The organism is Pseudonocardia kujensis (assembly GCF_021283305.1).
Classification (GTDB): domain Bacteria; phylum Actinomycetota; class Actinomycetes; order Mycobacteriales; family Pseudonocardiaceae; genus Pseudonocardia; species Pseudonocardia kujensis.
Window position 1 is genome coordinate 127,243 of the sequence record NZ_JAJSOK010000011.1, and the last position, 19,281, is coordinate 146,523.

Consider the following 19,281-nt stretch of genomic DNA (forward strand, 5'->3'; position numbering starts at 1 on the left):
CGGCGCACAGGGACGCGTGCTGCAGGACGGTCATGCGGACAGCCTCCGCGTGCCCGGCCTGCCCCGCGCCGGCTCCGGTGGATGAGCGGCCGACTCACACGTTGACCAGGACGATGCCGGCGGCGACGACCGCGGCGGCGACCGCACGGCCGGTCCCGAAGCGCTCACCGAGGAAGACCGTCCCGATCACGGCCCCGACGACGATGCTCGTCTCCCGCAGCGCCGCGACGGCCGCGGTCGCCCCGCTGGTCTGGGCGACGAGCACCAGGCCGTAGGCCGCGAGCGACACCAGCCCACCGCCGAGGCCCGCGAGCACCACCGGCCGGGGCTGGAGGAACAGTCCCCGCCCCCTGCGGACCAGAGCGATCACGGGCATCACCGGACCCTGGAGCAGGAACATCCAGGCCGCGTAGACCGGCACCGCCGTCGTGCCGACCGCCGTGGCGTCGACGACCGTGTAGCCGGCGATGCAGAGACCCGTGGCCGTGGCGGCGCCCAGCGCGGGCAGCCTCGAGCGCGAGATCCGTCCCCCGTCGAGCGCCAGGCTGACCAGGCCCACGGAGATCACCGCGATCCCGGCCAGCTGCTCGGCCGGCAGGTCGTGCCCCAGCGCCACCTCGATCACCGCGACCACCCACGGCGCCGTTCCCCGCGCGACCGGATAGACCTGGCTGAACTCGCCGAGCTGGTAGCTCGCCCACAGCAGCAGGGTGTAGACGACGTGGAGGCCGGCCGAGGCCAGGACGAACGGCCACGCCGTGGCGGGCGGCAGCCCCAGCACCAGGACCGCGACCCCGCCCACCGCGACATATGCCGTTCCGATCAGCGCGAACCCGACGAGACGGTCGGGGACGCCGTGGGCCACGGCGTTCCACACCGCGTGCAGGACCGCGGCCAGGAGCGTGACCGCGACGACCCCGCCGGACAGCCCACGGTCGGCGGTGAGGGCGAGGGAGGGGAGAGCAACGAGGACAGGTGCCACCGATCAGGCTCCTCGGCGTCGGTCCCGTCCGGAGACGGGCACGTCGAACACGGAGCCCTCGGGGCTTTTGTCCCGTCAGGTGTCGACCGGTCCCGACCTCCGGTCGGGTGGCCGTGGCGCCGCTCGGTCCAGACCCTGGCCACCCTGGTTGTGGGTCGGGAGGCGGGCAGCAGGCGGAACCCTAGGCGCAACCACGTGCTGGCCCGGACCGTACTCGGCTTGCCTGTCCGTCGCAGGGAGCCCGGAACTGCCGGCTCGCGGAAGGGTGCCCCACCCGGCCGTCACCCTCCCGGCGGGTCGGACGCCCGAAGCCCCTCAGTACCGCTGGTACACCGGCGGTCGCTTCTCCAGGAAGGCACGGGTGGCCTCGTCCCGGTCGTCGGTGAGGGCGGTGAGGATCTGCTGGCGGTTCTCGAACTCCACCGCGTTGACGAAGGTCGGGTTCTCCACCGACGCCCACATCCCCTGCTTGGTCATCTCGACCGAGAACGGCGGGTTGAGCATGATCTCGGCGGCCTCGGCGTAGGCGGCCTCGAGCAGCTCGTCGGGCTCGACCAGCTGCGTGACGAGGCCGATCCGGTAGGCCTCCTCGGCGGAGCAGCGACGCCCGGTGAGCATCAGCTCGTGGGCCCGCCCGGTGCCGACGATGCGGGGCAGCAGCCAGGACAGGCCGATGTCGCACGCGGAGAAGCCGGCCCGGATGAACCCGACGGCGAAGAGCGCGGAGGTCGAGGCCATCCGGATGTCACCGGCCAGCGCGAGGGCGAGCCCGCCGCCCGCGGCCGGCCCGTTGATCGCGGCGATCACCGGCTGGGGGAGCTGGTGCAGGGCGATCGCGAGGTGCGCGATCTCGCGCTGCCGGGTCAGCCCGTCGATGGGGTGCCGCTGCCGCGCCGGCGGGTGGGGCTCGTCGTCGTAGTGGTTGAGGTCCAGCCCCGCGCAGAAGCCACGCCCGGCGCCGGTCAGGATCACCACCCGGCAGGTGCGGTCCGCGCCGATGTCGGCGAGCGCGGCGGTGAGCTTCGCGACGGTGTCGGCGTCGAGCGCGTTGAGCTGGTCGGGGCGGTTGAGCGTGAGCTGGACGACGCCCTCCCGCGGGCGGTCGATCTCCACCGGCATTCGGTCCTCCTCGCGGCCTGAACGAACGAACGTTAAACGACCGACCCGGTGGGGAGGAAGTGCCGGCGTCAGGGCGTGGCGTCCCCCACCTGCTCGCCGAGGTGCACCGGGCCGTGCGGGTCGGCGCAGTGGTCGTCGAGCGACTCGTCCTCGCAGTGGTCCACCTGCAACGTCGTGTGCGACAGCCCGTGCTCCTCGCGCAGCACCACCTCGATCGCCCGCTGCACGTCGTGGCAGTCGGCCTCGGGCCGGACGAGGACGTGCGCCGAGAGCGCGGCCTGCCCGGAGGTGATCTCCCAGACGTGCAGGTCGTGCACCTCGGCGACGCCCGCGATCCCGGCCAGCCGGGCGCCGAGCGCGTCGGGGTCGACGTCCCGGGGCGCAGCCTCGAGGAAGATCCGCCCGGACTCCCGCACCAGGCCCCAACCCGCCTTGATCATCAGTGCGGCCACGACGAGGGCCGCGATCGCGTCGGCCCGGTCGAACCCGGTGAGCAGGACGACCAGCCCGGCGACCGCCGTCGCGACGAACGCGAAGAGGTCGTTGAGGATGTGCTGGAACGCACCCTCGACGTTGAGGCTCGACCGGTCCGCCCGGCTGATGCACCAGGTCGCGGCCAGGTTGACGACGATCCCCACCAGGGCCGTGACCAGGACGAGCAGCCCCGCGACCTGCGGCGGCGAGAGCAGCCGCTCGATGCCCTCGTAGACGAACCACACGGCCAGCAGCAGCAGCGTGATGCCGTTGGCCTGCGCCGAGAGGATCTCCGCGCGCCGCAGGCCGTAGGTGTAGCCGCCGCGCGCGGGGCGGGCGGCGAGCCGGATCGCCACGAGCGCGAGCACGAGCGAGGCGGCGTCGGTGAGCATGTGGGCGGAGTCGGAGATCAGTGCCAGCGACCCCGCCAGCAGGCCGACGACGAACTCGCCGACCATGAACGCCACGATCAGGCCCAGCGCCAGGCCCAGCCAGCGGCGGTCGGTGGCGGCGCCCACGCCGTGCCCGTGCCCGTGCGCTCCCATGCGCGAACCGTAGGACCGCGTCCCCCGGTGCAGCAACGACAGCGCATCGCCGACCACAGCGCGCCCCCGACCACGCGGCGCCTCCTGCGCCGACAGCGCTCGAGCGGCGCCCCCTCAGCCGGTCGACCTCGGGAAGTGCGCGGCGAGCTCCGAGCGCGACCGCACCCCGAGCTTGGCGTAGGTGCGGGTGAGGTGGAACTGGACGGTCTTGACCGACAGCAGCATCTCGGCCGCGACCTCCTTGTTGGTCATGCCGCCGGCCACCAGGCCCGCGACCGTGCGTTCCTGCTCGGTGAGGGCGTCGAGGTCGTTGTCGTGCAGGCGGGACCCGGGCCGGCCGGTCTTGAGCTCCCGGTCGCACCGCTCCACGTAGACCCGCGCACCGAGCGCCGCGAAGCGTTGCCGGGCGGCGGCGAGGACCGCGCTCGCGTCCCGCCGCCGCCCCGACCGCCGCAGGATCAGGCCGTGGGCGAAGTCGACGCGCGCCTTCTCGTAGGGCAGCGGCAGGCCCTCGAGCCGGGCCCGGGCGGCGACGAAGGCCTCCTCGGCCGCGGCCGTGTCGCCGCGCGCGCCGAGCAGTCGCCCGCGGACGTAGCCGAGCCGGGCCGCCGCGGACCGGTGCCCCCGCCGCCGGACGAGCTCCTCGAGCGGCCGGAGGAACTCGTCGGCCTCGCCGAGCCGGTCGGTGACGACGAGGGCGTTGGCGTAGAGGTCGTGCCAGGCCCAGAAGCCGGGTTCGTCGAGCCCGCCACGCGGCGTGCGGCCGGCGAGCGGGGCGAGGTGCCGCACGACGGCGTCGTAGTCCGACGCCGCCTCGGCCACGTGCGCGCGGGCCAGCAGGGCCGGCACGGTCATGACGACGTAGTCGTGCTCCGCGGCCGTGCCCAGCTCGACGTGCCGGGCGGCCTCCTCGGCCTCCCCGCGCAGCGCGTGGACCTGTGCTCCGGTCCAGTGCACCAGCGGCCGGAGGAGCTCGAGGTCGGTGGCGCCGAGCAGCAGCCGGGCCTGGTCGACGTTCTGCAGCGCGCCGGACCAGTCGCCGAGCGCGAACCGCGTGCGGGCCAGCCAGCACAGCGCCCAGAGCAGGATGCGGTTCGACCCGCCCTGCCGGACGCCGGCGACGGCGTACTCCAGCTCGCGGCGGGCGGCCTCGGGCTCGTCCTGCGCCAGCAGCAGCCACCCGAGCCCCATCCGCGCCCGCTGGTGCTGCGGGCCGGCCGGACTCTCCCGGGTCGCCGCCCGGTACGCCGTGAACGCCTCCTCGATCTCACCCTGCGCGGCGTACCCGAGCCCGACGATCGCGCGCGTCTCCACTGCCGCCGGCGATCCGGGCTCGGCGTGCTCGAGTGCCCGGCCGGCCCACCGGACCAGCTGCGCGCCGTCCCAGTCGGCGAGCGCGTGCAGGACGTGCCGGTGGCAGATCCGCCCCGCGGTGCCCCGGTCGGCCCCTCGACTGCGCCAGGCGCTCTCCAGATAGGAGGTGGCCTCGGCGCGTCGGCCCCGCTGGATCGCGACGTAGGCCAGCACCGCGTCGCGCCGCGCCCCGGGCGGCAGGGCCTCGACGTCGGACAGCGCGTCGACGGCCTGGCCGAGCAGGCCTGCCCCGGTGAGCGCGTCGACGGCCTGGAGCAGGCGGTCCTCCCGGTCGGCCCGGTCGGGGCTGATCCGGCTGGCGTCGATCAGCGCCCCGGCGACGACCGCCCACGCGCCCTCGTCCGCCTTGCGGCGGGCCAGGTCGAGCAGCTCGTCGGCGAGGGCCGCGTCGGGCAGCGGGGTGGCCTCGACCCGGTGCCGGAGCCGCTCGGTCTCGTCCCGGACGACGGCGGCGGCCCGCTGGTGGAGGTCGTGCCGGCGGGCGGGGGCGAGGCCGGCGTGCACGGCGCCGCGCACGAAGCGCCCGGGGAAGGCCAGTGTGTCGAGCCCGTGCCCGGCGGCGGGGGAGAGGAGCCCGGCGGCGCAGGCCTCGTCGAGCGCCGCGATGGGCTCGGCGACACCGCCCAGCTCGGCGGCCTCGGCGAGGATCGGGGTGTTGCCGAGGACGGCCGCGGCCTCGACGAGTGCCCGGGCCGGGGCGGACGCGGCGTCCAGCGCGGCCTCGACCCGCTGCCGGACGGAGGTGGGGGCGGGCAGCCGGGTCTGCCAGTCCGACCAGCGCAGCGGCGGGCTGTCCCGCAGGATCTCCAGCAGGTACCGGGCCACCCCGCCGGTGTGTTCGCACAGCCGCCGGGCCACGGGGATCGGCAGGTCGATGCCCGCGGCGCGGGCGGCCAGCAGGCGGGTCTGCTCGGGGGTCAACGGCGCCATCCGCAGCCGCCGGCCGGGCAGCCGTTCGAGGACGTCCCGGGCGTCGGGGTGGGCCGGGGTGTCCGGCCCGGTCCGCACGGCGAGCATAACGAGCAAACAGCCCTCGTCCAGGCGGGCGAGGGCCGAGCCGATCGCCTGCAGCGAGGCCGGGTCGGCGGCGTGCGCGTCGTCGACCACCACGGCGAACGGTGCCTCGACCGCCCTCGCCCGCCAGCACGCGGCCAGCGCCTCGCCCCAGGACCCGGGATCGACGGGCCCGGTGCAGCGCGCCGGGTCGAGCCGCCGGACCAGGGCACCCGGCCGTCCGGCCTCCCACGCCAGGCCCTCGGCCCGCACGGTCACGAGCGTGGGGTGGCGGGCGAGGAACCGGCGCAGCAGCGTCGTCTTGCCGACGCCGGGCACACCCTCGAGGACCACGACGGTCGGGGCGCCGGCCGCGGCGTCGGCGAGGGCCGCGTCGAGCTGCGCGGACTCCGCGTCCTGCCCGACGACGTGCGCCCCGCCGGCCTCGCCGCCGGCCCCCGTGCTCATGCGCTCACCGTAGAAGGCGTGTCACCCCAGGTCGCCGCCGGCGACCGGGAGCACCGACCCGGTGATGTACGACGCCTCGTCCGACGCCAGGAAGAGGATCGCCGCGGCCTGCTCGTCGAGGGTGCCGTAGCGGCCCAGGAACGACGAGCCGAGCGTCTGGTCGACGTGCGCGCGGAACCAGGCCTTCTCCTGCTCGGTCCGGGCCTGCGGAGTGCCCCGGGAGATCCGGCGCGGCGGCGCCTCCGTGCCGCCCGGCGCGGTGGCGACGACCCGCACGCCCGTGTCCGCGTACTCGAACGCGAGCGACGCCGTGAGCGCGTTGATCCCGCCCTTGGCCGCCGAGTAGGGGATCCGGTGGATCCCGCGCGTGGCCGCGGACGAGACGTTGACGATCACCCCGCCGCCGCGCTCCACCATGGACGGCAGCACCGCCCGGCAGCAGTACAGCGTCGGCATGAGCGACCGGCGGATCTCCGCGGCGATCTCGGCCTCGGTGAACTCGGTGAAGGGCTTGAAGTTGATCGCGCCGCCGACGTTGTTCACCAGCACGTCGACTGTGCCCTGCCAGCTCGCGGCCTCGCGCAGCGCGGCCTCGGCGGACGCGTAGTCCTCCAGGTCGGCCTCCAGGGCGAGGGCCTTGGCGCCGTCGGCGAGCAGGCCCTCGGCGACCTCGTGCACCAGCGGGGACCGGTCGAGCAGCACCAGCTGCCCGCCCTCGGCGGCGGCGCGCTCGGCGACCGTCCGGCCGATGCCCTGCGCCGCCCCGGTGACCACGACGACCTTGCGGTCGAACCGTCCCGGCGTCACGAACCGGGGCCGGCGTGCGGCGGCGTTGTCGGCCATGGCGCGGCGCGTCGTCTCCTTGGACCGGTCGGCGTGTTCACCGAACAACCGGCGGGCGCGCTCGCGGTCCCCGGCCGCGACCGCGTCGACGATGTCGAGGTGGTCCTGGGTGCAGCGCGGGTGGCACCAGGTGGCGGTGCGCAGCGACTGCTCCATGTGCCCCTCGACCCCGAGCGCGGTGTAGGCCTGGGAGAGGTGCTCGTTGCCGGTGAGCGTGAACAGGTAGTCGTGGAAGGCCGCGTTGGTCTCGGTGTACGCGGCGGGGTCGACGAACCGGTCGCCCTCGACGTACGGGAGCGTGGCCTCGGCCAGCAGCCGGTACCCGGTGACCTGCTGCGAGGTCAGCCGCCCGACGACGAGCTCCAGCGCGCCGAGCTCCAGGGCGCGGCGGGCGTCGAAGATCGCGTCGGACTCGTGGACCGACGGGTGCTCCTCGCCGATCTCGTACCCGTCCTCGCTCACGGCGCCGGCCGGGAGGGGGCCCGGTGCCGGACCCGATCTCGACGCGGAGCCGTGCAGCGGCGGGAGGTCCGCGGCCGGGAAGATCTCCTGCCCGGCCGTCGCGCGGCCGCCGGCGACGGTCAGCGCCTCGTCGGCGTCGAGCGCGGCCGGTTCGCCGGAGGGCAGCTCGCCCGGGAACAGCTCCTGCCCGCAGAGCCCGCGCCGGTGGTCGACGGCGACCTGCGGGCGGGCGGTGAGGGTGGCGAGCCCGGCCTCGGGCAGCAGGGCCTGGCCGACGACGGCGCGGCCCTCTCCGGCGAGGACCAGCAGGTCCTCCTCGTCGCGGACCGGCACGACCCGCGGGGCCTCCTCGGTGGCGGGCTGCTCCTCGCCCGCCCGGGGCACCCGATCCTCGGTGTTCGTGGCTGCGGTGTCCTTCGCCGCCGCGGCCAGCGCGAACTTCTCGTAGTAGAACCCGCCGGGCGTGACGCCCCGGTCGGAGAAGTGGCCCCGCACCGCGTCCACCATCGCCGGCGGCCCGCACAGGTAGACGGCGGTGGTGCCGTCGCGCAGGTGCTCCGGCTCGATGAGCGAGGTGACATAGCCCTGGTTCTTCGCGGTGGTGTTCTGGTCCGCGACGCAGTAGTCCCAGGTCAGGTGGGGGAGCGACGCGGCCAGCCGCTCGATCGTCGCCAGCTCGACGACGTCCGCGTCGGTCGTCGCGCCGTACAGCAGGTGCACCGGCCGCGTGCTGCCGAGCGTGTCGAGGGTGCGCAGGATCGACAGGATCGGGGCGAGCCCCGTCCCGCCGGCCAGCAGGAGCAGCGGGTCCGCGGACTCCCTGCCCGGAGAGGAGTCGCGCAGGAAGAAGGTGCCGTGCGGGCCGGTGAAGGAGACGTCGTCGCCGACCTGTGCCCGCTCGTCGAGCCAGGTCGACATGACCCCGCCGGGGGTGAGCTTGACCAGGAAGGTCAGGGCGTCCTCGTCGGGTGCGTTGCTGAACGAGTACGAGCGCGACTCGTCCGTGCCGGGCACCGCGATGTTGACGTACTGGCCGGGCAGGAAGGCGAGCGTCTCCCGGTCGGTGATCGCGATCGTCAGGGCGACGGTGGTCGGTGAGAGCCGATCCAGCCCGGTGACCGTGCCCCGGTGGGTGGCGGCGCCGGTCCTGGCGACCGCCGAGGTCGAGGCGATCTGCAGGACGAGCTCCGACCGGGGCCTCGTCTGGCAGGTCAGGACGTACCCGTCCCGCTCCTCGTCCGGTGAGAGGGCGTCGGGCAGGTAGCTGCCGCCGTCGAACTCGCCGGACTCGCAGAAGGCCTTGCAGGTGCCGCAGACGCCGTCGCGGCAGTCCATCGGGATGTTGATCCGGGACCGGTAGGAGGCGTCGGCGACGGTCTGGTCCTCGGCACAGGTGATGAAGCGGGTGACGCCGTCCTCGAAGGCCAGGGCGACCCGGTGCGTGCTCGCGGCGGCACTCATGGTGCCCCTCCTCAGAAGTGGTAGACGTCGACCACGTGGTGGATGTAGTCGTTCTTGAGCACCACGGTCTTGCGGCGGATGAGCGGGGCCTCGCCGGAGAAGTCGATCGTGGAGAACGACGTGCCGTAGTAGGGGTCCACCGTCTTGTACCGGAAGTACATGGTGTGCCAGTTGAAGCGCACGTCCACCAGGTCGCCGCGGCGCTCGATCACCTCGACGTTGCTGATGTTGTGGCTGGTCCGCGGCTCGGGCAGCGAGGTGGCGCTGGAGCGCTCGGTCCGGATCCGGAAGACCCGGTCCTCGAGGCCGCCCTTGTTGTCGTAGTAGACGAGCGAGACGTCGCGCTGCGGGTCCTCGGTCAGCCGGTCGTCGTCGCCCCAGGCGGGCATCCAGTAGACGACGTCGTCGGCGTAGCACTCGAGCCACTTCTCGAACTCGCGGTCGTCGAGGTACCGCGCCTCGCGGTAGAGGAACTGCTCGATCATGTTCTGGGTGATCACCCGGGGCTCCACAGTGGTCACGCCTGCTCCTCCTTCTCGAGCGCGGCGAGCATGGTCCGCCGCCAGTAGCCGTGCTGGACGGGGTAGAGGCCCTCGTCCTCGTTGCGCTGTCCGGCGGAGACCACGCCGTTCATCCCGAGGGACGTCGCGACCTCGTCCGGGCCGGTGAGCCAGTGCTCCGCGCCGCGGCTCATGTCGTTCCAGGGGGCGGCGGTGGCCCGGAAGGTGAGCTGGCAGGAGCGGAACTCCTCCAGGTCGTCCGGGGTGGCCATGCCGGAGGCGTTGAAGAAGTCCTCGTACTGGCGGATCCGGTGGGCGCGGGCCTCGGCGCTCTCGCCCTTCGGGGCGATGCAGTAGATGGTGACCTCGGTCCTGTCGGGCGCGAGGGGCCGGAAGTGCCGGATCTGGGTGGAGAACTGGTCCATCAGGTAGACGTTCGGGTAGAGGCAGAGATTGCGGCTGCCCTTGACCATGAACTCGCCCTTGGCGGCCCCGAACTGCTCCTTGAGCTCGTCCATGCGGTTCCACAGCGGACGGTCCTGCGGGTTCGCCGCCCAGGTCCACAGGCAGAGGTGGCCGTTCGGGTAGGACCAGTAGCCGCCGCCGGACTTGCCCCAGCCACCCGCGTCGAGCGCCTTGGTGGAGTTCGTCGACTCGCCGGTGCCGCGCCGCGAGGTGGTGGCGGCGTAGTTCCAGTGCGTGGCCGAGACGTGGTAGCCGTCGGCGCCGTTCTCCGCCTGGACCTTCCAGTTGCCGTCGTAGGTGTAGGTGGAGCTGCCGCGCAGCACCTCCAGGCCCTCCGGTGACTGGTCGACGAGCATGTCGATCACCTTGACGGTGTCGCCGAGGTGCTCGGAGAGCGGCACGACGTCCGCGTTCAGGCTGCCGAACAGGAAGCCGCGGTAGGAGTCGAAACGGGCGACCTTGACCAGGTCGTGCGAGCCGTCGACGTCGAAGGTGGGCGGGTAGCCGGCGCCGTCGGGGTCCTTGACCTTGAGGAGCTTGCCGTCGTTGCGGAAGGTCCAGCCGTGGAACGGGCAGGTCAGGGTCATCCGGTTGTCGGTCTTGCGGCGGCACAGCATGGCGCCGCGGTGCGCGCAGGCGTTGACCAGGCAGTGCAGCTCGCCGTCCCTGCCGCGGGTGATCACCACCGGCTGGCGGCCGATGGAGGTGGTGAAGTAGTCGCCGGGGTTCGGGACCTGGCTCTCGTGGGCCAGGTAGACCCAGTTGCCTTCGAAGATGTGCCGCATCTCCAGCTCGAAGATCTCCTCGTCGGTGAAGATGCGGCGGTTGGCGCGGTAGACCCCGGCGGCAGGGTCTTCGACGACGCTGCTGTCGACGACCGTGCGCACCCGGGAACGGGACACGTCGGCGGTGGCGGTCATGGGAGGGCCTCCCGGTCGAGTCGGCGGTGAGTCGAGTGCGGAACCGGTCCGACTGTCGCCGGGGAGCGGATCGCTCCGCGTCGGCACTCTGCCTAGTTCTGACCCAGCACTTTTTCAGACTTCGGATGTCTCAATGAAGCTGTACTAGGTCTTTGTGTGTGCAGGGTCGGAGGTCCTACCGTGGGGACCCCGGCACCGGAGAGCCCGGTCCGGACCCGACGGAGGGAGAGCAGCATGGAGATCCGCCAGCTGCGCTACTTCGTCACGGTCGCGGAGACCCGGCACTTCGGCCAGGCCGCCGAGCGGCTGCACATGGCGCAGTCCCCGCTCTCGCAGGCGATCCGCCAGCTCGAGGCGCAGGTCGGCGCCACGTTGTTCAACCGCACCACCCGCCGGGTCGACCTCACCCCGGCCGGCGAGGCCTTCCTGCGCGACGCCCGGCGGATCCTCGACTCGGTCGAGGCGGCCAAGGAACGCGTCCAGCGCATCGGGGACGGGCACAGCGGCCTGCTCCGCGTCGGCTGCACCGGCCTCGCGGCCTACAAGCAGCTGCCGCAGCTGGCCCGGATCGCGGCCCGCGAGCTCCCCGGGCTGATCCTGCGCTACGTCCCCGACCTGCTCACCCCCGCGCAGGAGGAGGCGCTCGCGGAGGACCGGATCGACCTCGCCGTCCTGCGTCCGCCGCTGCGTCGTCCGGGCCTGGCCTCCCGGCCCGTCGCCCGCGAGCGGCTCACGCTCGCGGTGCCGGCCCGGCACCGGCTGGCCGGCGACGAGCCGGTCGCCCTGCACGAGCTGCGCGACGAGGACTTCGTCGTCTACGGCGCCCGGGACTCGGTCGTCGACGCGGCCGCCGCGCAGGCCTGTCTCGGCGCCGGCTTCCTGCCGCGGCGCGCCCACGAGGTCGCCGAGACCTCGGTCATGCTCACCCTCGTGGCCGCCGGGCTCGGCGTCGCGCTGCTGCCCGAGTCCGCGCTCGCCCTGCGCGTCGACGGCGTGCGGTACGTGCCGATCGCCGACGGCGGCTCCGGCGCTCCCGGTGCCGACGGCGCCCCCCACGCGCCCCACGTCGACCTCGCGCTCGCCTGGCGGGCGGACGAGGTGAACCCCGCCCTCGCGCGGCTGGTGGAGGTCCTGGAGGCGAACGGCTTCGTGCCGCCCGAGCCCCCGGCCGCCCCGTACCCCGACCGCGTGCCCGCACACCCCGGAGAGGCCCGATGAAGATCGCGCACATCGAGGCGATCCCCTTCGCGATCCCGTACCGCAAACCGCTGCGCTTCGCCTCCGGCGAGGTGCACACCGCCGAGCACGTGCTGGTGCGCGTGCACACGGACGACGGCGTGGTCGGAGTGGCGGAGGCGCCGCCGCGCCCGTTCACCTACGGGGAGACCCAGCAGTCGATCGTCGCGGTGGTCGACCGGGTCTTCGCCCCGGAGGTCGTGGGGCTCTCCCTGCTCGAGCGCGAGGTGATGCACGCCCGGCTGGACCGCACCGTGGGCAACCCCACGGCGAAGGCCGCGCTGGACATGGCCTGCTGGGACGCGCTGGGCAGGACCCTGGACCTGCCGGTCACCCAGATGCTGGGCGGGTACACCGACCGGATGCGCGTCTCGCACATGGTCGGGTTCGCCCCCGACGACGTGATGGTGGCCGACGCCGAGCGGATGCGCGACACCTACGGGATCACGGTGTTCAAGGTGAAGGTGGGCCGCCGGCCCGTCTCCCTCGACGTCGGCGCCTGCCGGGCGCTGCGCGCGGCCCTGGGCCCCGACGTGGAGCTCTACGTCGACGGCAACCGCGGCTGGACGCCCTCGGAGGCCGCGCGCGCCCTGCGTGCCATGGACGACCTCGACCTCACGTTGTCCGAGGAGCTCTGCCCGGCCGACGACGTGCTGGGCCGGCGTTGGCTGACCGCCCAGACCACCATCCCGACGGTGGCCGACGAGAGCGCCACCACGCCCGGCGAGGTCACCCGCGAGCTGCTCGGCGGCTCCGCGACGATGATCAGCATCAAGACCGCCCGGACCGGGTTCCACACCTCGCAGCGCATCCTGCACCAGTGCGAGGGGATGGGCGTCGAGGTCGTGATGGGCAACCAGGTCGACGGCCAGGTCGGGACGGCGTGCACCGTGGCCTTCGGTGCCGCGCACCGGCACAGCTCCCGGCGTGCCGGCGAGCTGTCGAACTTCCTGGACATGCGCGACGACCTGCTCACCGAGCCGCTGCAGATCCGCGGCGGGGAGCTGGCCGTACGTCCGGGACCGGGCCTCGGGATCGAGATCGACCCCGACAAGCTCGCGCACTACCGCACGAACTGATCCTTCCGAACCGCACCGACGCGTCAGGAGACACCACCATGACATCCACCGAGATCAACCCCACCGCCGCCGGATCGGGGCGCAACGCCACCGCCGCGTTCGCGGCCAAGGAGCGCGCCTCCGGGCCGGTCGACCACGCGCGGGTCTCGGCCATCGCCACCGACGCCATCACCGCCCTGCACGAGGTGATCCGCAAGCACCAGGTCACCTACGCCGAGTACGACGCGCTGAAGGCGTGGCTGATCAGCGTCGGCGAGACCGGGGAGTGGCCGCTGTTCCTCGACGTGTGGGTCGAGCACGTGGTCGAGGAGGTGGCCAACGCCGACCGCAAGGGGGCGGTGGGCACCATCGAGGGCCCGTACTACATCCCGGGCGCGCCGGAGTTCGCCGCCGAGGCCACGCTGCCGATGCGCGAGGACGAGAAGGGCACCCCGCTGCTGTTCCAGGGCACGGTGACCGACCTGGACGGGGCGCCGATCGACGGGGCGCTGGTGGAGCTGTGGCACGCCGACGACGCGGGCTACTACTCGCAGTTCGCCCCGGGCATCCCGGAGTGGAACCTGCGCGGGCAGATCCGCGTGGGCGCCGACGGACACTTCGCGTTCCACACCATCCAGCCGGCTCCGTACCAGATCCCGACCGACGGCTCGTGCGGCAAGCTGATCGAGGCCGCGGGCTGGCACCCGTGGCGTCCGGCGCACCTGCACCTGAAGGTGTCGGCGCCGGGCAAGCAGCTGGTCACCACGCAGCTGTACTTCGACGGCGGCGAGTGGGTGGACAACGACGTGGCCCAGGCGGTCAAGCCGGAGCTGATCCTGCGTCCGACCCCGGCCGCGTCGGGCACGGGCAACGAGGTCACCTACGACTTCGCCCTGGACCCCTCGTGAGTCAGCTCTTCGCCGTCCGCATGGACGTCGCGCTGCCGCCGGACATGGATCCGGCGGCACGCGCCGACCTCCTCGCCCGGGAGAAGGCGTACTCGCAGGAGTGGCAGCGTTCCGGGCACTGGCGCAACATCTGGCGCTGCGTGGGGGAGTACGCCAACCTCTCGCTCTTCGAGGTCGAGTCCAACGAGCAGCTCCACCAGATCCTGTGGGGCCTGCCGCTGTTCCCCTACATGACGATGACGGTCACGCCGCTCGCCGGCCACCCGTCGGACGTGAACCTCGGCTGAGCCCGGGACCGGTGCCGACGCGCGACCCGAGATCGCCTCGTCCTGGTTCCGGGCCCGGGAGAGCGGGCTCGCGCCGGACGGCCGCGTCGACCCGGAGGACGTGGCCCCGGTGGACCCCTCGGCCAGGCTGCGCCGGGCCGCCGGGCCCGTCCTCGGCGACCCTGCTGCGGCCCTTCCCGCTGGCGCTTTCCGGCCGCTTCCACCCGATACGTCGCCGGGATCTCCTGCGGCCTGCTCGCCGGGTTCGGGGTGACCTGGCTCCTCGAACGCCGCGCTCTGCGGGACCTCCGCGAGGGTGGGGCGTGACCGCGGCCAGCCGCCGGTAACCACCGGGAAAACTCTGCGCTACCGGGCCGGGCCGACTCCCTCCCTCGATCCGGTGTGGACATTTCCGGATGGTTGCCACCGGAAAACATGCGGTCACGCGTCGACCGACTCCATTGCCGCGGCAGGTCGTCGCGATCACCCTTCACTCGTCCGTTCGGACCGTCGCCCGCCGTCCGGTGGGGTGCCGTCGTGCTCGTCGAGCTGTACGAGGAGATTCCGACATGAAGCTGCCCGTCGCCCTTGCGCTGGTGATCGGTGTGATCGGCGCGGTGATCACGTACCTGTACGTGGGGCCGCTGGGAGGACTGGGACTGATGGTCCCGGCGACGTTCATCGGCGCGGCGAGCTACTTCGCCGCCGGTGGGGACAGGGCCGCGCTGGCGAAGTCCGTGCCGGCCAACGTGTGGGGCATCGTGTGCGGCACGGTGACCCTGATCCTGCTCGGGCTCGCCACGAGCCCGGTCCTGATCGGGGTGATCGTCGGCGGGCTCACCGCGGTGTTCATCCTGGGTGCGCTGGTGCCGGCGCTGGGGTTCGTGCCGGGCTCGGTGTTCGGGTTCGCCACGACCGTGATGTTCGGGCTGCTGACCGGGGCCTCCGGCACGGACTTCGCGCTGCCGACCGGCCCGTTCACGGTCATGCTGATCTCGTTCCTGGTCGGCGCCGCGTTCGGGTACGTGAGCAGCGTCCTGGCCGGGAAGCTCGTGACCGGGCCGGCTGCGACCGCCGCGCCGGAGACCGCGCCGGCCTCATGACCGCGGGGTGACGGTGGACCGTCCGCCGCTGGGACCGGACGGCTCCACCGGGCCACCACCGCGACCCGCGCCGCGTCGTCGGCCCCCCGCTAGCCGGCCGGGACCGGCGACGGGCCGGCCGCGGCGGTCAGCCGGAGCACGGGTTGATCGCCGCGGGAATCCGTCCGGCTCGCTCCGTGACCCACGCGTCCGCCACCCCGGACGGCGCGAGGACGAGCAGGGCGAGCGCCGGGAGGACGAGGCGGAACCGGTCCCCGGTCACCGGGCACCGACCCCCTCGGCTCCCTCGTCCAGGGCGTGCAGGACGGCGACCATGTCCTCCTTCCCGAGACCGAGGTCGGCGGCGCGCGTGAAGAGCTGCAGACAGGCCTCCATCAGCGGCGCGGGGGACCCCACCTCGCGGGCGGACTCGCGGACCAGCCGGCAGTTCTTGAGGACGTCGTCGATCGCGGCCTGTGCGGTGAGGTCCCCGGTCCGCAGCTTGCCGAGCTTGCTGCGCGAGACCGGCGACGCCATCGGGCCGGCGTCGAGCACCTCGGTGAAGAGCTGCGGGTCCAACCCGTGTGCCGTGGCGAGCCGCCAGGCCTCCGCCAACCCGGCGACCAGCGTGATCAGCACGGTGTTGACGGCGAACTTCATCCGCAGCGCCGACGGCACCGGGCCGCAGTCCACGATGCGCGCGCAGAGCGGGGCCAGCAGCGGCCGGACCCGCGCGACGTCGTCGGGATCCCCCGCGAGCATCCCGACGAGGGCGCCCTCCTCGGCCGGCGTGCGCGAGCCCGACACGGGGGCCTCGACGTACCGGCCGCCGGCGGCCCGGACGTCGGCCTCCAACCCCTTCGACCAGCCCGCGGAGACCGTTCCCGTGTGGACGACGGTGCGCCCGCGGACGAGCCCGGCGAACGCGGGTGTGTCCCGGGCCAGGACCGTGTCGACGGCGGCCTCGTCCGCCAGCATCACCACCACGACCTCTGCGGCGGCCAGGAGCTCGGCCGGGGTCGCGGCCAGCCGGGCGCCCGCCGCCACCACCGGCGCGGCGCGGGCCGCCGTCCGGTTCCACACGACGAGCTCGTGGCCCGCCCCGAGGAGCCGCAGCGCCATCGGTCGCCCCATGCCGCCGAGCCCGAGGAACCCGAGCCGCGCGTTCACCGGAGCTCCCGCGGGTGCAGGACGTACTCCACGCCGTCGGCGAACCGGTGGCGGGTCACGGTCACCTGCCGGGCGGCCACGCGGACCAGGCCGTGTGCCGCGTGGTTCCCGTGCCCGACGACGGCGTGCAGGGCCCGGTCCCGCCAGCACGGGGCCCGCAGGACGGCGTCGACCAGCGCCGCGCCGACCGCACGTCCCTGGTGCGCGTCGGCGACCAGGGCACCCAGCTCCGCGCGCCCGTCGCCGTCGGGGTGCACGCCCAGCAGCCCGACGGGCCCGGGGGCCGCGGCCACCAGGGTCCAGCCTTCCCGGTGGGTCCGCGCGAGGCGCGCCAGCACCGCCGACCGCGGGGGCGCGACGGCGCCGAGGAACCGCGCGGCGAGGCTGCCCGGGCTGCAGGCGTCGACGACCGCCACGACGTCCGACCAGGTCGCCGGGGCGATCCGGGGCGCGGGCGGGACGACGGCCGTCACGGCAGGTGGGTGGGGTCGAGGAGCAGCGCGAGCAGCGCGGCGACGCGCTCCCCGCGCCGGCGCAGCGCCGCCGGCCACCGGGGGCGACGGCCGGGTTCGGGTGGGACGGGCATCGGGCGGCTCCTCTCCTGCGGGCGACACCCATGTCAGGCCGTCACCGGCCGCGCGGCAACGGCGGTGTGCCCCCGCATCAGTCGCTCATCAGGAGCCCGCCCGCTGACGCGACGCTGACGCCCGCCCGGCCGGCCCCTTGCCGCGGGCGGCCCGGTCGCTCTACCTGTGGTCCATGGACCGGGCGACGCGGGAGCGCGAGCTGTGGCGGGTGATCGAGGCGGTGCACGCCGTCGTCTACTTCGCGCCGGAGCCGGCCGAGCGGCTCTCCGGCCTCGGCCTGCGGGGCTTCTGGCGCCGGTACTTCGCGGCCCGCGCCGCGGCGCTGGGCCCCGCCCCGGCCGCCGTGGTCACGGCGCTCTTCCACGGCTTCGCGCCGGGGATGGTGGCGCGGGCGGTGCCCGAGGTGTGGGAGGTCGCCGAGCCCGCCGCGGTCGTCGACGCACGGACCGGCGGGGCCGCGGCCGCGCTCGAGCGGCTCCGGCCGGCCGGGTGGGACCCGGGCCCGGCGCTCGCCGTGCTCGGGAAGGCCCGGCCGCCGTCCTTCGGCGGGCGGGCCCTCGCGGCGGCCCACGCCGCGCTGCCCGAACCCGCGGACGACCCCGCGCGACTGTGGCACGCTGCGACCGTGCTGCGCGAGTACCGGGGCGACGGGCACGTGGCCGCGCTGGTGGCGGCGGGCGTCGACGGCGCCGGGGCCAACGTGCTGCTCGCCGCGCTCGGGAGCGTCGTCGCCGAGCAACGGGAGTACCGGGGCTGGACCCCGCAGGAATGGGCTGCGGCCGGGGAGGCCCTGCGGGCCCGGCGGTGGCTCGACGCCGGTGGCGTGATCACGGCGCGCGGGCGGGAGGCCAGGGCGATGATCGAGCGCTGCACCGACGACGCGGCCGCACCCGCCCTGGCACCGCTCACCGACGCGGACCTCGGTGACCTGCTCGCGGCGCTCACGCCGCTCGCCGCGGCCGTCGTCGGCGCCGGGGCCGTGCCGTACCCGAACGCGATGGGGGTCCCGGCGCCGGCGGGCATCCGGTGACCCCGCGGTTCCGCGTGCTCGGGCCGCTCGCGGTGGGCGACGGGGAGGGCCGCGCGGTCACGCTCACGGGGCGGCGCGACCGTGCGGTCCTGGCGGCCCTGCTGGCCCGGCGGAACCGGACCGTGCCGGTCGAGGTCCTCGCCGAGGCCGGGTGGGGAGCCGGGGGCGGGTGGACCCCGAACGCCCTGCAGGCCCGGATCTCGCACCTGCGCCGGCTCGTGGGGCCGGACCGGATCGTCCGCGAGGGCGGGCACTACCTGCTGCGGGCCGGCCCGGGCGAGAGCGACGACGACCTGCTGGGCGAGGCCCTCGACCGGGCCAGGGGCCTGCTCACCGGCGGTGCGCCGAAGGAGGCCGCGGCCGCGTTGGAGGAGGGGCTCGCCCTCGTGCGCGGCGAGCCGTACGAGGGCGTCGCCGACTGCGCCGCCGTCGCACCCGCGGCCGCCCGGCTGGGCGAGCTGCTGCTCGCGGCGCGGGAGCTGCACGCCCGGGCGGTCCTCGACGCCGGCGACGCCCGCGCCGCCGTCGACCTCGCCACGGCCCTCGTCGCCGAGGACCCGCTGCGCCAGCACGCCCGCGCGGTCCTGGTCGAGGCGCTCGATCGGGACGGCCGCCGGGCGGAGGCGCTGGCGAGCTACGAACGGGCCCGGCGCGTCCTGGCCGAGGCCGCCGGGCTGGAGCCGTCGCCGGAGCTGCGGGCCGTGCAGGCCCGGATCCTCGCCGACGAGCGGTCGTCGACCCGGCCGGAGGCGGCGGGGCCGGGGGTGCTGCAGCCGCCGGACATGATCCGCTGGCTGGCCCGGCACGGGCACCGGGAGGCCGCGCTCGGTCTCGCCGTGCGCTGCGCCTGGGGCTGGTGGCTCGCCGGCGACCGGGGGCGCGGGCGCCGGCTGCTGCTCGACCTCCTCGACGACCGCCCGGACTCGCTCACCGCCCGGCTGTGGGCGGCCGCCCTGGCCGCGCACGACCGGGACGAGCCCGCCGCGCTCGCCGAGGTCCGCACGCTGCTCGACGCGCACCTCGCGGCGGGGAACACCGTGGCGAGCTCGGTCGACGGGCTGGCCCTGCTCGTGCTCGCCGACCGGCACGCCGAGCGCGGGGAGCCCGATCGGGCCACCGCCCTGCTCGTCGCCGCCCGGCCCGCGGTCGAGGCGGTCGACGACCCGTGGGGCACCGCGCTCGACGACCTCGTGCACGCCCGCGTCCGGCTGGCCGCCGGGCGTCCCGACGAGGCGCAGGCCCGGGCGTCGGCCGCCCTCGCGGTGTTCGAGTCGTTGCCCGACGCGGCCGGGCGGATGCGCGCCCTGGAGGTGCTCGGCTACCTCGACGAGGTGGCGG

Annotated in this window: 17 protein-coding genes; 7 read left to right on the plus strand and 10 right to left on the minus strand. The window is 74.7% G+C overall.

What is annotated here, in order from left to right; all coding sequences use genetic code 11:
• Nucleotides 1–94 precede the first annotated feature (94 nt).
• The 7 genes from LWC35_RS10950 to benA all read right to left on the minus strand — a co-directional run bounded on the left by LWC35_RS10950 (nucleotide 95) and on the right by benA (nucleotide 10,606).
• Nucleotides 95–982 (minus strand): EamA family transporter, encoded by an 888-nt coding sequence (locus tag LWC35_RS10950; protein WP_232869946.1) that lies wholly within the window; start codon nucleotides 980–982, stop codon nucleotides 95–97.
• 315 nt (nucleotides 983–1,297) lie between these two features.
• A complete protein-coding gene (locus tag LWC35_RS10955) occupies nucleotides 1,298–2,101 on the minus strand; it encodes an enoyl-CoA hydratase/isomerase family protein (RefSeq protein ID WP_232869947.1) in 804 nt (267 codons plus the stop codon).
• A gap of 68 nt (nucleotides 2,102–2,169) precedes the next feature.
• Complete coding sequence (locus LWC35_RS10960) at nucleotides 2,170–3,120, minus strand: cation diffusion facilitator family transporter (RefSeq protein ID WP_232869948.1); 951 nt, start codon at nucleotides 3,118–3,120, stop codon at nucleotides 2,170–2,172.
• 114 nt (nucleotides 3,121–3,234) lie between these two features.
• Nucleotides 3,235–5,955, minus strand: coding sequence for an ATP-binding protein (locus LWC35_RS10965; protein WP_232869949.1), 2,721 nt, complete (start codon nucleotides 5,953–5,955; stop codon nucleotides 3,235–3,237).
• 21 nt (nucleotides 5,956–5,976) lie between these two features.
• Nucleotides 5,977–8,721 carry a benzoate 1,2-dioxygenase electron transfer component BenC gene (benC, locus tag LWC35_RS10975; protein WP_269803914.1) on the minus strand — a complete coding sequence of 915 codons (2,745 nt, stop codon included), beginning with the start codon at nucleotides 8,719–8,721 and terminating at the stop codon, nucleotides 5,977–5,979.
• 11 nt (nucleotides 8,722–8,732) lie between these two features.
• Nucleotides 8,733–9,206, minus strand: coding sequence for a benzoate 1,2-dioxygenase small subunit (gene benB / locus LWC35_RS10980; RefSeq protein ID WP_232869965.1), 474 nt, complete (start codon nucleotides 9,204–9,206; stop codon nucleotides 8,733–8,735).
• A 32-nt stretch (nucleotides 9,207–9,238) separates the two neighbouring features.
• A complete protein-coding gene (gene benA / locus LWC35_RS10985) occupies nucleotides 9,239–10,606 on the minus strand; it encodes a benzoate 1,2-dioxygenase large subunit (RefSeq protein WP_232869950.1) in 1,368 nt (455 codons plus the stop codon).
• A 234-nt stretch (nucleotides 10,607–10,840) separates the two neighbouring features.
• Here benA and LWC35_RS10990 point away from each other — a divergent pair, with 234 nt between their 5' ends.
• The 5 genes from LWC35_RS10990 (at nucleotide 10,841) to LWC35_RS11010 (ending at nucleotide 15,177) form a co-directional block, all read left to right on the plus strand.
• The gene (locus LWC35_RS10990; RefSeq protein WP_232869951.1) at nucleotides 10,841–11,824 is read left to right on the plus strand and encodes a LysR substrate-binding domain-containing protein; all 984 of its coding nucleotides are present in this window, start codon (nucleotides 10,841–10,843) and stop codon (nucleotides 11,822–11,824) included.
• Nucleotides 11,821–12,921, plus strand: coding sequence for a mandelate racemase/muconate lactonizing enzyme family protein (locus LWC35_RS10995; RefSeq protein WP_232869952.1), 1,101 nt, complete (start codon nucleotides 11,821–11,823; stop codon nucleotides 12,919–12,921). Before LWC35_RS10990 ends, LWC35_RS10995 begins: the two co-directional genes overlap by 4 nt.
• 38 nt (nucleotides 12,922–12,959) lie before the next feature.
• Nucleotides 12,960–13,808 (plus strand): catechol 1,2-dioxygenase, encoded by an 849-nt coding sequence (gene catA / locus LWC35_RS11000; RefSeq protein ID WP_232869953.1) that lies wholly within the window; start codon nucleotides 12,960–12,962, stop codon nucleotides 13,806–13,808.
• A complete protein-coding gene (catC, locus tag LWC35_RS11005; RefSeq protein WP_308194518.1) occupies nucleotides 13,805–14,095 on the plus strand; it encodes a muconolactone Delta-isomerase in 291 nt (96 codons plus the stop codon). Before catA ends, catC begins: the two co-directional genes overlap by 4 nt.
• 548 nt (nucleotides 14,096–14,643) lie before the next feature.
• On the plus strand, nucleotides 14,644–15,177 hold the full coding sequence (locus LWC35_RS11010; protein ID WP_232869954.1) for a DUF1097 domain-containing protein: 534 nt from the start codon (nucleotides 14,644–14,646) through the stop codon (nucleotides 15,175–15,177).
• 127 nt (nucleotides 15,178–15,304) lie between these two features.
• On the opposite strand, the gene LWC35_RS39115 is transcribed toward LWC35_RS11010, so the two are convergent.
• The 3 genes from LWC35_RS39115 to LWC35_RS11020 are packed head-to-tail and all read right to left on the minus strand — an operon-like array spanning nucleotide 15,305 to nucleotide 16,799.
• The gene (locus tag LWC35_RS39115) at nucleotides 15,305–15,439 is read right to left on the minus strand and encodes a hypothetical protein (protein ID WP_269803915.1); all 135 of its coding nucleotides are present in this window, start codon (nucleotides 15,437–15,439) and stop codon (nucleotides 15,305–15,307) included.
• A complete protein-coding gene (locus LWC35_RS11015; RefSeq protein WP_232869955.1) occupies nucleotides 15,436–16,326 on the minus strand; it encodes an NAD(P)-dependent oxidoreductase in 891 nt (296 codons plus the stop codon). Before LWC35_RS11015 ends, LWC35_RS39115 begins: the two co-directional genes overlap by 4 nt.
• Nucleotides 16,323–16,799 carry a GNAT family N-acetyltransferase gene (locus tag LWC35_RS11020; RefSeq protein WP_232869956.1) on the minus strand — a complete coding sequence of 159 codons (477 nt, stop codon included), beginning with the start codon at nucleotides 16,797–16,799 and terminating at the stop codon, nucleotides 16,323–16,325. Before LWC35_RS11020 ends, LWC35_RS11015 begins: the two co-directional genes overlap by 4 nt.
• A gap of 286 nt (nucleotides 16,800–17,085) precedes the next feature.
• On the opposite strand from LWC35_RS11020, the gene LWC35_RS11025 reads away from it, so the two are divergent.
• Together LWC35_RS11025 and LWC35_RS11030 are read left to right on the plus strand one after the other, a co-directional pair.
• On the plus strand, nucleotides 17,086–17,943 hold the full coding sequence (locus LWC35_RS11025) for an SCO6745 family protein (protein ID WP_232869957.1): 858 nt from the start codon (nucleotides 17,086–17,088) through the stop codon (nucleotides 17,941–17,943).
• Nucleotides 17,940–19,281 (plus strand): AfsR/SARP family transcriptional regulator (locus LWC35_RS11030; protein ID WP_308194519.1); only part of this gene is annotated, 1,342 nt, incomplete at its 3' end. The genes LWC35_RS11025 and LWC35_RS11030, both read left to right, overlap by 4 nt.